The sequence below is a fragment of the Streptomyces sp. NPDC087215 genome (assembly GCF_044744885.1).
Classification (GTDB): Bacteria; Actinomycetota; Actinomycetes; order Streptomycetales; family Streptomycetaceae; genus Streptomyces.
Map to the genome: position 1 here is coordinate 340,965 of NZ_JBIUZD010000006.1, position 13,356 is coordinate 354,320.

Consider the following 13,356-nt stretch of genomic DNA (forward strand, 5'->3'; position numbering starts at 1 on the left):
CGTCGGCCGCGCCGCCGCCGGAGCTCTCCGGTGGTTCGTCACCGGGGAGCGCTCCCGCCAGGCCGGTTCCTCGCGGCGGCGGGGGCGCCCCGCCCCGGCATCGAGCGCGAGACGACCCTCCTCGCCCGGGGCCGGATCGGCGGTCACCTCAGCGGCCGGGTCCGGGCGCGTCCCCCTCCGGGATCAGATCGCCGCGTCGGACCCCGGCCCCTGCGGCTGATCCCCCGCTCCCGCCCCGGACACCTCCCGGGTCGACACCTCCAGGAGCGGGGCGAGGAACTGGAGTTCGAGACTGCCCGGCGGCAGCGCCACCGGCTCCACATAGCTCTGCGCGAGTCCGCCCTCGCGCAGGGCGATGAGGAGCCGGGCGAACCTGTCCGGTTCCACCGTCAGCTCCCGTCCCGCCCTGCGCAGCACCAGCGTGAGCCCACGGGCGATCTCCGCCCGCAGCCGCTCGTCGTACCGGGCGAGCACCCACGCGGCCTGCCGGTCCCGGATGGCGTGCAGGGTGAACTCGGTGGTGACCAGGTACCAGTCCCGCTCGTCCGGCTCCACGCGCGCGGCGAGCTCCGCGATCCGGGTCAGCGTGTGCTCCTCGGCGGTCAGCCCGTCGATCGCCTCGGCGAGCCTCCGCACGGTCCGCTCCCCGTGCTCCTCGAAGAGCGCGAGGAAGAGCTCTTCCTTGCTGGCGAAGTTCGAGTAGTACGCGCCCCGCGTGTACCCGGCGCGCTCGCAGATCTGCTCGATCGTCGTCGCGTGGAAGCCGTGCTCGGCGAAGGTCTCCAGGGCCGCCCCCAGCAGCGCCGCGCGGGTACGGGGCCGCCGCCCGGTGACGCCTCTGGGCACGGTGGTCCTCCCTCGTCCTGGCCGCGTCCCCACGGCGGACGCCCACCCTACCGGCGGCCCCGTCCCGGGCGGGGTCGAGCCCCGGCGGATAAAATTCAGCCATGGGAGAGCGGCCCGTCGCACCCGCGACGCCCGAGTTCGTCCTCGACATCGACGGGGACGAGACCCTGCTGCGTCCGGGCCGCGAGTACCACGTCGGACGGGACCCCGCCGGTGAGATCGTCCTCGCGGACGCGCGGGCGTCCTGGCACCACGCGGTGCTCGCCGTCGTCGACGGGTGCTGGACCCTGACGGACGAGGGCAGTACGAACGGCACGTTCACCGACGGCTCTCGGATGACCGGGCCACGGGAGGTGGGCCCCGGGACGGTCGTACGGTTCGCCCATCCGGCCGACGGCCCGCTCGGGCTCCTGTCGGCGCGGCCGGTTCCCGCCCCCGGGCCGACGCCGTCACCGGTACGGCCGGATACGGGGGACGCCCCCGCACCGGTACGGCCCGGGGAACCCGGAGGCGCGGCGGAGCCCGTACCCGTGGCCCCGGCCCTGGCGGAACCCTCGCCGCCGGAGGCACCGAAGGCGTCCGGGGACCCTGCGGAGCCCGTACGCCCGGGCCCGGACCCGGACCCGGCCGAAGCCCCGGAAGTACGGGAGCCGGAGCCCCCCGGCGAACCGGCGGAGTCCGCCGCCCCCGGCGCGGCCCCTCCCGCCGAGCCGCCGGAACCGCGGCAGCCGGAGGCGTCCGGACGCCCGGCGGAGCCCGTGACCCCCGTACGGGCCGGACCCGCCGCACCGGCCGGGCCCGGGGGACCCGACGGACCGGCGGGGCGCGCGCGGACCGGGGAGCCGGAGAAGCCCGTGGGCCCGGTGGAACCCGTACCCGCGTCCGTCGCACCACCGCCGGTGGAACCCGTACCCGTGCCCCTGACCCCACCGCCGGGGGAACCACCCCCGGCGCGGTCCTCCCCCGCGCCCTCCGCCGTCTCCCGGCCCGCCGCCACCGGGACCTTCCGGCGGCCCACCTCCGTGCGCCCGCTGCCCGCGCGCGGTGTGCGGATCGGCCGGGCCACCGACAACGACGTCGTCGTCGCCGATCTCACCGTCTCCCGGCACCACGCCGAACTCCGCGCCCACCCGGACGGCACCTACGCGATCCACGACCTCGGCAGCCACAACGGCACCTTCCTCAACGGGCGTCCCGTCGTCGAGGCGAGGGTGACGCCCGAGGACATCGTCGGCATCGGCCACCACGCGTTCTGCCTCGTCGGCGGACAGCTCGTCGAGTTCACCGACACCGGCGAGGTCTCCCTCGACGTGCGGTCGCTCGCCGTCACCGTCGACCACGGTCGGCGCACGCTCCTCGACGACGTGTCGTTCCCCGTGGGCGAGAAGTGCCTGCTCGCGGTCGTCGGCCCGTCCGGCGCGGGGAAGTCGACCCTCCTCGGCGCGCTCACCGGCCAGCGGCCCGCCGACCGGGGCACCGTCCTCTACGACGGCCGCGACCTGTACCGGGACTACGCCGAGCTGCGGCAGCGCATCGGGCTCGTACCCCAGGACGACATCCTGCACCTCCAGCTCACCGTGCGCCGCGCCCTCGGATACGCCGCCGAACTGCGCTTCCCCCAGGACACCGCCCCCGCCGAACGCCGGGCACGGGTGGACGAGGTGATCCATGAACTCGGGCTCGCGGACCGCGCCGACCAGTCGATCCACAGCCTCTCCGGCGGCCAGCGCAAACGGGTGAGCGTCGCCCTCGAACTGCTCACCAAGCCCTCGCTGCTCTTCCTCGACGAACCGACCTCCGGCCTCGACCCCGGCATGGACCGCTCCGTGATGCACATGCTGCGCGGGCTCGCCGACGACGGCCGGACGGTCGTGGTCGTCACCCACAGCGTGCTCAGCCTCGACGTGTGCGACCGGCTGCTCGTACTCGCGCCCGGCGGCCGGATCGCCTACTACGGACCCCCGGAGGACGCCCTCGGCTTCTTCGGATTCGCCCAGTGGCCCGAGGCGTTCGAAGCCTTCGAGAACGACCGGGACCGCGACTGGGCGGGCCAGTACGCCGCCTCCCGGTTCCACCACCGGTACGTCACCGAGGCGACGGCCCCCGGACCCCGGGACCTCCCGGGGCCCGGCCCCTCGCCCGGCCCGGCGGAGCGGCGGCCCGGACCGCCGCCGAAACCCCAGAGCTGGTCGTCGCAACTGCGGACCCTGGTGCGCCGCTACGCGGCGGCGCTCTCCGCCGACCGCACCTTCCTCGTCATCATGATCGCGCTGCCGTTCGTGATGGGAGCGATGGCCCGTGCCCTCTCCGAGGGCCGCCTCAACCCCGAGTCGACCATGAACGTCCTGCTCCTCCTCTGTGTCGGCGGAGTCCTCACGGGTGCGGCGAACGCCGTGCGCGAACTGGTCAAGGAACGCACCATCTACCGGCGCGAGAGGGCCGTCGGCCTGTCCCGCTCCGCGTACCTCGCCTCCAAGGTGGTCGTCCTCGGCGCCGTCACCGTGGTGCAGGCGGTCGTCCTGACCCTGGTCGCCCTGATCGGCGTGCCCCTGAACGCACCCGGCGGCAAGGGCGTGCTCATGCCACCGCTGGTCGAGATCACCCTCGCCGTCGCCCTGCTCGCCTTCACCGCGATGATGCTCGGCCTGTTCGTGTCGGCGCTCGTCAGCAAGGAGGAGGTGACGATGCCGCTGCTCGTCCTCCTCGCCATCGTGCAGGTGGTGTTCTGCGGGGCCCTCCTGACCGTGCGGGGCACGCCCGTCCTGGAACAGCTGGCCTGGCTGGTGCCCTCCCGGTGGGCGTTCGCGGCGATGGGCGCGACCGTCGGCATCGCACGGCTCGTGCCCGGCGAACGGACGGCCGACCCCCTGATGCGGCACACGGCGGAGGCCTGGCTGTTCGACATGGGCATGTTGGTCGTGCTCTGTCTCGTCCTCGGACTCGTGGTCGCCCGGCTGCTGCGCCGCCACGAGCCGGTCGTGATGCGGAGGTAGGGCCGTGAACGTCCCCGTACCCGCGTACGAGCCGGACTTCCGGCCCACTCATGTCGTGCCGCGCGAAGGGCTCGACGCGTGGGAGGCCCCGGACCCGGGGGCTCCGACGGCACCCCTGGACGCGTTCCTGCCCGTGCGCCTGGAGGAGCGGGCCGGTGACTGGGGGCGCGTCCTCTGCTCCAACGGCTGGACGGCGTGGGTGGACGCCCGGCTCCTGGTCTCCGTGCCGGACGACCCCCCGGCGGCGGGACGGCCGCTCGCCAGGACCGCCGACCCCCGCCCGCTGGTCGCCCGCGCCGAGGACGCGCTCGGGCGCTACCGGCGGGCCGCCGAGGAACTGGCCTCGCACCGGCTGGACCGCGAGGGGTTCCGGCTGCGGACGCGCGGCCTGCGGGTGGGCATGGTGGTCGACGGCGAGTCGGTGTGGCTGTACGACGCGGAGCACGAGCGCTGGGTGTACTGCGACGGCGTGGGCCTGAGCACCTACGCCGCCTCCGCCGCGCCCTCGGCCGTCGCGGACCCCGAGGCCGTTCCCCAGAGGGCCCGTACGGAAGGGGACGATGTCCATGGGGCCGTTGCCGGGGCCGCCCCCGGGACCGCCGTCGTCGGCCCGGAGTCTGCTCAGGGGTCTCCTCAGGAGGCCGACGCCGGGCCCGCGCCGGAGACCGTCGCCGTGGGTGCCGGGCCCGCGCCGGAGGAGGACGGGACCGCGCCGGAGGAGGAGGGCGGGCCCGGTCCGTCCGCCGCCGGGCCGCCCGCGCACGAGCCGACCCGGACGGTGACGCGGATCGACGCCCCGGTGCCCGCCGGGCCGCCGCCGACGCGGGTCGTGACACGGCCGCCCGAACCGGCCGGTGAGGACGGATGACCGACGGCCACGACCTGCCCGCGGGGCGGCCCTCGGGGCTCCTGGGCAAGGAGATCGCGGGCTACCGCGTGGAGAGCGAGATCGGACGCGGCGGAATGGCGGTGGTGTACCGGGCGCACGACCTGCGGCTCGACCGTACGGTGGCGCTGAAGCTGCTCGCGCCCGAACTGGCCCGCAACGACACCTTCCGCAGGCGCTTCGCGCACGAGTCGCGCGTCGCCGCCTCGATCGACCACCCCCACATCGTGCCGGTCTTCGACGCGGGCGAGACGGAGGGCGTGCTCTACATCGCGATGCGGTACGTGGCGGGGCAGGATCTGGCGGCGCTCCTGGACCGGGAGGGGCCGCTGCCTCCGGTGAAGGCCCTGCGGATCGCGCTCCAGGTGGCGTCGGCGCTGGACGCGGCACACGCGCACGACCTGGTGCACCGGGACGTGAAGCCGGGCAACGTCCTGGTGGCGGAGGGCACCGACCGGGACCATCCCGAGCACGTGTACCTCACGGACTTCGGGCTGACGAAGAAGTCGCTGTCGCTGACCGGCTTCACGACGGTCGGCGAGTTCGTCGGCACGCTCGACTACGTGGCGCCCGAGCAGATCTCCGGGAAGCCGGTGGACGGGCGCTGCGACGTGTACGGCCTGGCGTGTGTGGTGTTCGAGACCCTGGTGGGGGCGCCGCCGTTCCGCCGCGACACGGACTGGGCGGTGCTGTGGGCGCAGCAGTACGACCCGCCGCCGCCGCTGGCGGAGGTACGGCCGGGGCTGCCGGACGCGGCGGACGCGGTGTTCGCGAAGGCGCTCGCGAAGACGCCCGAGGAGCGGTACGGGACGTGTCTGGAGTTCGTCGCGGAGCTGCGGGCGGCGCTGACCTCGGGCGGGAGTGCCTCGGTGGCCGCGAGGCGGCCCGAGCCGCCGGGTCCGCCGCGCGAACCGCCGGGGTGGGCGCGGCCGGTGTTCCGGGAGCTGGGGGACCGGCCCGGAGGTGCCCCGTAGGGCCGGGGGCGGGAAGCCCGGTCCTGAGGGTCACGAGAACCGTCGCGGGGGCCGGAACCCGGTCGGGTGTTCGTACGTCCTTACGGGTCAAGAGGCGCCCCGGGGACGGGTGGTGGGGCGCCGGGGGCCCGGGACGGGCAGGGAGCGGGGACGTACGTGGATCTGTTCGACGTGGAGCTGGGCGGACGGGACGAGCACCACTCGCCGGGCGGGGGCGGCTGTTCGTGGGTGACCCTCGTGCTCCTCGGGATCGCGGTCGGCGCGGTCTTCCTGATGTTCTGGTTCTTCGACTTCGTCAGGAGCCTGTTCTGACGGTTCGGGAGTTCGGCCCGCCGGTACGGAGGCCGGTCCCCGCGCGTCTGGAGCCGGGACGGGTATGTCGGGTATGTCAGGAGCCGGGGCCGGGGCCGGTGTCCGTCCGGCCGCCTCGGCGGACCCGGGTGGCGAGCAGTCCGCCGAGGTAGCCGAGGACGAGGCCCCAGAGAAGCGCGAATCCGGCCGTCGCCCACAGATGCGGACGCAGCACGACCTGCCCGCCGAGCGAGGCCAGGTCGCCGATGCCGAGGACCGAGAGGCCGAAACGGGCTTCGACCAGGGTGAGCGGGACGACGGCCAGCACGGTCAGCGCGAATGCGATCCCCAGGTGGAGGGCGTGCTGCCGGGGCCGGAAGCGGGCCGGGGAGCGTACCGCCGCGACGAAGGCCACGGCGAGGACCAGCACGAGGGCGACCGGGAGCAGCCACCAGGCCCGGGAGTCCTGCGCGGCGAGGGAGTTCAGGTCGACGGTGGAGAGGTCCGGGTTCTGCGGGGTGCCGCCGCCCTGTCGCAGGACCGCGTCCAGCACTTGGGGCATGGGCAGGCCGAAGGGTCCCTGGGCGGTGCCCTCCCAGGAGCCGCCGATGCCGACGCCGAGAGCGAGCCAGGCGATGTTGGGCAGGCCCAGCAGGAGGACGGCGAGGGTCTCGGCCGCGTGTCCCTTCACCGCGGCGACGACCAGACCGATGACCAGCCCGAGGACCACGTACGCGAGGAGCAGTCGGAGCATCGCGTGGGCGGCGGGCCTGACGGGCTCCTGGTAGCGCAGGAGCCGGGGCGGCAGCGGGGTCCTGCGGGAGACGAGCAGGGCGGCGAGGAGGACGCCGACGATCCACAGCAGCCCGTGGAGCAGCGTCGGTCCGATGTCGGTGCGGAACCCGACGGTGGGGTGCACGACGTCGAGGAGGGCGCCGAACAGGTCCGAGAGGGCGCTCTGGTCGCTGCCGCCCGGGAGGGTGATCGGGAAGTCGTGCCGGGCGACGGCGGACAGCCCCGCGAGGGCCGCCAGCCAGAGGACGACGGTGCTCGCGGCGCGGAGCGCGAGTTCGCGGGCGCTGGTGACGGCGTGGTGGCGCAGCGGGCGCAGGAAGCAGTATCCGGTGACGAGAGCGCCCACGAGGGTGACGCTGAGGGGCATCGCGGTGAGGTCGGCGTGGGTGCCCGCGAGGTCTCCGGCGCTGCCGGAGAGACCGACCTCGCCGCCCGTGGCCATGACGACGACGGCGGCGAGGACGGCGGTGAAGCCGCCGGGGAGGTCGGTCGCGCCCGCGGCCCAGAGGCCGAGGCCCGCGACGACGCCCATCACGAGGTATCCGGCGACCACCGCCCCGAGGGCCTGGAGGCCGATACGGGCGAGGGGGGCGGCCGTGCCCGCGGTGGACGGCGCGGGGGCGGGGGTGGGGGCGGGGGTGGGGAGCCGACTGCTCACGCTGACCACGCTAGTACCGGTGGCGTGCGTCCGCTTCCGGACGGCGGGGCGCACCGGTGGACGGGAGGGCTGCGGGTACGGAACCGGGAGCGCGGGTGGAGGCCGTTCCGCTTGCGGAGGGGTGGCGCCCGGCGCACACAATGGGCCCGGAACGGAAGAAAGGGAAAAACGTGACTTCCCACCCGCCGTCCGGCCCCCCGTCCGGCCCCCCGTCGGTACCGCCCTCCGGCCCGCCCTCCGGTCCGCTGTCGGGCCCGAGCACGCACCCCGGGACGGCTGGTCCTCCCCCACCGCCGCCGGGTCCGCCCCATGGCGGTTCGGGGGGCGGGGGCGGCTCCTCGGGCAGCGGCGGTTCCGGCGGCAGTGGTGCTTCCGGCGGCAGCGGTGGTTCCGGCGGCGGGGCGGACGGCGGTGGACCGGGCGGCGCAGCTCCGGGCGGCGGAGGTTCGGGCGGCGGAGGTTCGGGCGGCGGTTCCGGCAAGGGCCCCTGGTGGCGTTCCGTCCCGAAGGTCGCCTCGGTCGCGGCCGTCCTCGTGGCGGCCGTGGCGCTCGCCGTGGTCCTCACCAACCGCCCCGGCGGGAACGGCACGGCCGGCTCCGGCGGGGGCGAGGTGTTCCTGCAGAACGCGGCGGCCACCGGCCCCGACCCGTTCACCCGGTCGACGGCCCGCGCCGGCACCGGCTCCGCCCCTCCCGCCTCACTGCCGCCCCGCACCTCTTCGGCCACGCCCGAGGTGTCGGGCTCCACTCCCGGCCTCTACGGCGGGACGCAGTCGGTGGCCAGCTGCGACGTGGAGCAGCAGGTGCGCTATCTGTCGGCCGATCCCGCGAAGAGCGCGGCCTTCGCCTCGGTCGTCGGCGTCCCCGCCGGGGACGTACCGTCATACCTTCGGTCCCTCACCCCGCTCCAGCTCCGCGCCGACACCCGGGTCACCAACCACGGCTTCCTGAACGGCTCCGCCACCAGCTACCAGGCCGTCCTCCAGGCCGGTACGGCCGTCATGGTGGACAGCCACGGAGTGCCCAGGGTCCGCTGCGCCTGCGGCAACCCGCTGACCGGCCCGGTGGCGCAGAAGGCACCGCGCACGACGGGCACCCCCTGGCAGGGCTACCGATCCAGCCAGGTGGTCGTGGTGGCGCCCTCGGTGACGGTCGTGAACGTCTTCGTGGTGTACGACCCCCAGGACGACAGCTGGTTCGCCCGGCAGCACGGCGACACGGGGCAGCACGACAAGTCGACCCCCCCGCCTCCGCCGCCCACGGCCCCGCCCTCCTCGTCCACGTCGCCCTCGTCACCGGTGCCGTGCGTGTCGGGTACCGGGACCCCGGCTCCGATCGGCGGCGTGACACCCTCGCCCTGCCCCTCCTCCCCTTCTTCTTCCTCTTCCTCCTCGTCTCCCCCCACGATGACGACGACCCCGCCGACCTCGTCGGCACCACCGCCCAGCGACACCTCCTCGCCGGGCGAGTCGACGTCCTCGTCGTCGCAGTCGTCGCAGTCGTCGTCATCGTCGGAGTCGTCGTCGGCCGCCTCCTCGGGCCCGGAGTCGTCGTCCGCGACCACCGGCTCGGCGACGGCGGCGACGGCGACCGACCGCTCGGCCCCGGTCGGCACACCGCCGAGCACCTCGCTCCCGTCCGCCCCGGCACCCGGTCCCGGCTCGGACCTCTGGTTCCGGGCGGCGGCGGGCCCGGACACCCGTGCCACGGTCTGAACACCGGGAGGGACCGGGCGGGGAGCCGGGCCCGACCAGGGCAGGGGCAGGTACGGGGCCGGGGCGCGGCCGGAAACGAGGTCACCGCCCGAGTCGTGGCCACCTCCCCAGCCGGGGTCACCGCCCGAGCCGGGGTCCTTAATCAGGTGCCTCTCCGGATCTGCCCCTGTACGGTCCATGAAGTGGAACCATTGACCGACCGCCAGATCCGCTCGTCCTTCGTGAACTGCACCAAGGGCGAGGCGGGGCGCCTCAAGCTGCCGCTCGACTTCGCCGAACTCCCCTGGGAGGACCTGGACTTCCTCGGCTGGGTGGACCCGGGTGCGCCGCTCCGCGCGCATCTGGTCGTGGCCCGGCCCGAAGGGCCGGTCGGGGTGAGCCTGCGGGTCCCGGCCTCCGGCCGGACCAGCGCCATGAAGTCGAGCATGTGCCAGGTCTGCCTGACCGGGCACGCCTCCTCGGGCGTCACGCTCCTCGTGGCACCGCTGGCCGGACCCCGGGGCCGCGAGGGGAACACGGTCGGCCTCTACCTCTGCGCCGACCTCGCCTGCTCCCTCTACGTCCGGGGCAAGCGGCAGCCGAAGCTGCGCGGCCGACGCCATGAGGAGTCGCTGACCCTCGACGAGCAGGTCGCCCGCCTCACGGGCAACCTGGACGCCTTCCTCGGCCGGATCACCGCGGGCTGAGCGGAACGCCGGGCCGGGCGGGTCCGGCAGGTCCGTCAGGCCCCCCGCGCCCGACGGGTCCGGGGCTCAGCGGAAGGCCTGCTCGCCGGTGAGCGCCTTGCCGATGACCAGGGAGTGGACCTCGCTCGTCCCCTCGTAGGTGAGCACCGACTCCAGGTTGTTGGCGTGGCGCAGCACCGGGTACTCCAGGGTGATGCCGTTGGCTCCGAGGATCGTGCGGCACTCGCGGGCGATGGCGATGGCCTCGCGGACGTTGTTGAGCTTGCCGACGCTGATCTGCTCGGCGGTGATCGCCCCGGCGTCCTTGAGCCTGCCGAGGTGGAGGGCGAGCAGCATCCCCTTGCCGAGTTCGACGGACATGTCGGCGAGCTTCTGCTGGGTCAGCTGGTACGAGGCGAGGGACCGGGCGAAGACGACCCGGTCACGGGCGTACGAGATCGCCGTCTCCAGGCAGTCGCGGGCGGCGCCGAGCGCGCCGAAGACGATGCCGAACCTGGCCTCGTCGAGACAGCCGAGCGGACCCGAGAGACCCCGGGCCTCCGGCAGCATCGCGTCGGCGGGGAGCCGCACGTCCTCCAGGACCAGTTCGCTGGTGACGCTCGCCCGCAGCGACAGCTTCATCCTGATCTCCGGGGCGCTGAACCCGGGCGTGCCCGCCGGTACGAGGAAGCCCCGCACACCGTCCTCGGCACGCGCCCAGACGACGGCGACGTCGGCCACGGACCCGTTGGTGATCCACATCTTGGTGCCGTTGAGCACCCAATCGGTACCGTCGCGCTCGGCGCGGGTGCGCATGGCGCCCGGGTCCGAGCCCGCGTCGGGCTCGGTGAGTCCGAAGCAGCCGATGTACTCGCCCGCCGCCATCTTCGGCAGCCACCGCTGCTTCTGCTCCTCGGAGCCGTACTGCCGGATCGCGTACATCGCCAGGGAACCCTGGACGGAGACGAGGGAGCGCAGCCCGGAGTCGACGGCCTCCAGTTCCAGACAGGCCAGGCCGTACGCGACGGCGCCGACGCCCGCGCAGCCGTAGCCCTCCAGGTGCATCCCGAGGACGCCGACGCCACCGAGGGTGCGGGCGAGTTCGCGCGCCGGGATCTCGCCCTTCTCGAACCAGCCCGCGACGTGCGGCCGCAGTTCGCGGTCGGCGACGGCGCGGACGGTGCGGCGGATCTCGCGTTCCTCGTCGGTCAGGAGTCCGTCGACGGCGAACAGGTCGAAGGGGTGGACGGGAGCGGAGCTGGACTGCGACGACTGCGACTTCACGGACGGCCTCCTGGCGACTGTGGCGACTCGGCGAGCCGAAGCGTAGCGGCCTCCCGGATATTGGATCCAGTATTGAAAATCCAGTATCTCCGCCATACGGTCCGACGAGATCCGATCGCCAGCGAGGGAGAACGGAAATGCGCACGCCCGAGCCGCGTCCGGAGGGCCCTCCTGACGGCATTCCGGAGGACACCCCCGACGGCACGACGGACGGTGCTCCGGCACCCTCGGCGCGGTCGGAAGCGTCCGGGCCCGGTGGCGCGCTCGCCGATTCCGGCGCCCTCCCCGGGTCCGGCGCCCCCTCCGGGTCCGGCGCGCTCGCCGGAATCGTCGTCGCCGATTTCAGCCGGGTGCTCGCCGGTCCGTACATGACGATGCTCCTCGCCGATCTGGGCGCGGACGTGATCAAGATCGAGCGGCCGGGCGCGGGGGACGACACGCGCGCGTGGGGGCCGCCGTTCGCGGGCGGCGAGGCCACCTACTTCCTCGGGGTGAACCGGAACAAGCGTTCCGTCGCGCTCGACCTCTCCGACCCGGCGGACCTCGCGTCGGCCCGCTCGATCGTGGACCGGGCGGACGTGCTGGTGGAGAACTTCCGGCCCGGCACGATGGACCGGCTCGGTCTGGGGCACGAGCGGGTGCGGGCGACGAACCCCGGGCTCGTCTACTGCTCCGTCACCGGCTTCGGCACCGGGGAGGGCGCCCGGCTGCCCGGCTACGACCTGCTCGTCCAGGCCGTGGGCGGTCTGATGAGCGTGACCGGGGAACCGGACGGGCCGGGCACGAAGACCGGGGTGGCCCTGGTCGACGTCGTCACCGGACTGCACGCGGGCCTCGGTGTCCTGGCCGCCCTCCGCCACCGGGAGCTGACCGGCGAGGGTCAGCTCGTGGAGGTCTCCCTGCTCTCCTCGCTGCTCTCGGCGCTCACCAACCAGGCGGCGGCCCATCTCGGGGCCGGGGTCGTACCGCGCGCGATGGGCAACCGGCACCCGAGCATCGCCCCGTACGAGGTGTTCGAGGCCCGGGACCGGCCGCTGGCGCTCGCCGTGGGCAACGACCGGCAGTTCCGGGCGCTGTGCGGGCGGCTCGGGCTTCCCGGGCTCGCCGACGACCCCCGGTTCGCCGTCAACACGGCCCGGGTCGCCCACCGGGAGGAGCTGGTCTCGGCCCTGGGCCCCGTGCTGGCGGGCCGTACCGCCGACGAGTGGTTCGAGGAGCTCACCGCCGTGGGCGTGCCGTGCGGACCGATCAACGATCTGGCCGCCGCCTTCGGGCTGGCCGAACGGCTGGGTCTCGCCCCGAGGGTCCCGGAGGCGGTGGCGGGCCCCGGGCAGGTGGCCCATCCGGTCCGGCTGGGTGCGACCCCGGCCACGTACCGGGCCGCTCCCCCGCGTCTGGGCGAGCACACCGGGGACGTCCTCGGCCCGGAGCGGGGGACGGGGCAGGCCACCGCCGGGGCTCCGTAGGGGACGTCCGGCAGGAATCCCTGGGGCGCGTCCCGTAGGAAGATGGTCCGGACCGGTGGAGGGATCCGCCGGTGGCGAGGCGAGGGAACGGAAGGTCACAGGCGATGAGCAGCGCGGTGCAGAGGAGGCGGCCGCAGACCGCCCAGCAGTTCGTCCTGGAGGAACTGCGGCGCGCCATCACCAGTGGTGAGCTGAGCCCCGGCGGGCAGATCCGGCAGGACGCGCTGGCGGCCCGGTTCGAGGTGAGCCGGGTCCCGCTGCGCGAGGCCCTGAAGGCCCTGGAGGCGGAGGGGCTGGTCGTGCACCACGTCCACCGGGGCTACTTCGTGGCGGAGCTGTCGCTAGGGGACCTGGAGGAGATCTACCGGATCAGGGAGCTCCTGGAGACCGAGGCCGTGCGCAGGGCCGTACGGCGGCTCCCGGACGGCATCGTGGCCGCCCTGGAGGGTGTCCAGGGCCGGGTGGAGCGGGCGGCCGAGAAGGGCGACGTGAGCACGATGGGCGCGGAGAACCGGCTGTTCCACTTCACCCTGATCGAGGCGTCGGGGATGCCGCGCCTGGTCCGGCTCATCACGACCCTGTGGGACTCCACCGACGCGTACCGCGCGCTCTACTACACGCAGGCCCCGCACCGGACGCGGGCGGTGCGGGAGCACCGGGCCGTCATCTCGGCGCTCCGGCAGGGCGACGAGGACGCCGTCGTGCACTGGCTGGACGAGCACCGCGCCCACACGGTGGCCGCCCTGCGCTCGGTCCTGGGCGGGGAGCGGCGGTGACCGGCCG

General features: G+C 74.6%; 11 protein-coding genes. 8 read left to right on the forward strand and 3 right to left on the reverse strand.

The features are described 5' to 3' along the window. Nucleotides 1–183: 183 nt before the first annotated feature. The gene (locus ACIO92_RS19005; RefSeq protein WP_402281973.1) at nucleotides 184–846 is read right to left on the reverse strand and encodes a TetR/AcrR family transcriptional regulator; all 663 of its coding nucleotides are present in this window, start codon (nucleotides 844–846) and stop codon (nucleotides 184–186) included. Between the two features lie 101 nt (nucleotides 847–947). Between ACIO92_RS19005 and ACIO92_RS19010 the strand changes: the two genes are divergently transcribed. The 4 genes from ACIO92_RS19010 to ACIO92_RS19025 all read left to right on the forward strand — a co-directional run bounded on the left by ACIO92_RS19010 (nucleotide 948) and on the right by ACIO92_RS19025 (nucleotide 6,011). Then, nucleotides 948–3,839 carry an FHA domain-containing protein gene (locus ACIO92_RS19010; RefSeq protein WP_402281971.1) on the forward strand — a complete coding sequence of 964 codons (2,892 nt, stop codon included), beginning with the start codon at nucleotides 948–950 and terminating at the stop codon, nucleotides 3,837–3,839. A gap of 4 nt (nucleotides 3,840–3,843) precedes the next feature. Then, nucleotides 3,844–4,707: a hypothetical protein gene (locus tag ACIO92_RS19015; RefSeq protein WP_402281969.1), complete on the forward strand. Its 864-nt coding sequence runs from the start codon at nucleotides 3,844–3,846 to the stop codon at nucleotides 4,705–4,707. Continuing rightward, on the forward strand, nucleotides 4,704–5,699 hold the full coding sequence (locus ACIO92_RS19020) for a serine/threonine-protein kinase (protein WP_366444514.1): 996 nt from the start codon (nucleotides 4,704–4,706) through the stop codon (nucleotides 5,697–5,699). Before ACIO92_RS19015 ends, ACIO92_RS19020 begins: the two co-directional genes overlap by 4 nt. A gap of 156 nt (nucleotides 5,700–5,855) precedes the next feature. Next, entirely contained in the window at nucleotides 5,856–6,011 is a 156-nt protein-coding gene (locus tag ACIO92_RS19025; protein WP_366444513.1) for a hypothetical protein, read from the forward strand. Nucleotides 6,012–6,087: 76 nt separating this feature from the next. Here the strand turns inward: ACIO92_RS19025 and ACIO92_RS19030 are convergent, their stop codons facing one another. Further along, nucleotides 6,088–7,452 (reverse strand): streptophobe family protein, encoded by a 1,365-nt coding sequence (locus ACIO92_RS19030; RefSeq protein WP_402281967.1) that lies wholly within the window; start codon nucleotides 7,450–7,452, stop codon nucleotides 6,088–6,090. Nucleotides 7,453–7,613: 161 nt separating this feature from the next. Here ACIO92_RS19030 and ACIO92_RS19035 point away from each other — a divergent pair, with 161 nt between their 5' ends. Next, nucleotides 7,614–9,158, forward strand: a complete 1,545-nt coding sequence (locus ACIO92_RS19035; protein ID WP_402281965.1) for a DUF6777 domain-containing protein — start codon at nucleotides 7,614–7,616, stop codon at nucleotides 9,156–9,158. A gap of 182 nt (nucleotides 9,159–9,340) precedes the next feature. After that, nucleotides 9,341–9,844, forward strand: a complete 504-nt coding sequence (locus ACIO92_RS19040) for an FBP domain-containing protein (RefSeq protein ID WP_366444510.1) — start codon at nucleotides 9,341–9,343, stop codon at nucleotides 9,842–9,844. 66 nt (nucleotides 9,845–9,910) lie between these two features. Here ACIO92_RS19040 and ACIO92_RS19045 read toward each other — a convergent pair whose 3' ends face one another. Continuing rightward, a complete protein-coding gene (locus tag ACIO92_RS19045) occupies nucleotides 9,911–11,056 on the reverse strand; it encodes an acyl-CoA dehydrogenase family protein (RefSeq protein ID WP_401237240.1) in 1,146 nt (381 codons plus the stop codon). A gap of 188 nt (nucleotides 11,057–11,244) precedes the next feature. Here ACIO92_RS19045 and ACIO92_RS19050 point away from each other — a divergent pair, with 188 nt between their 5' ends. Both ACIO92_RS19050 and ACIO92_RS19055 read left to right on the forward strand, forming a co-directional pair. After that, the gene (locus ACIO92_RS19050) at nucleotides 11,245–12,573 is read left to right on the forward strand and encodes a CaiB/BaiF CoA transferase family protein (protein ID WP_402281962.1); all 1,329 of its coding nucleotides are present in this window, start codon (nucleotides 11,245–11,247) and stop codon (nucleotides 12,571–12,573) included. Nucleotides 12,574–12,677: 104 nt separating this feature from the next. After that, nucleotides 12,678–13,349, forward strand: coding sequence for a GntR family transcriptional regulator (locus ACIO92_RS19055; RefSeq protein ID WP_402281960.1), 672 nt, complete (start codon nucleotides 12,678–12,680; stop codon nucleotides 13,347–13,349). Nucleotides 13,350–13,356 lie beyond the last annotated feature (7 nt).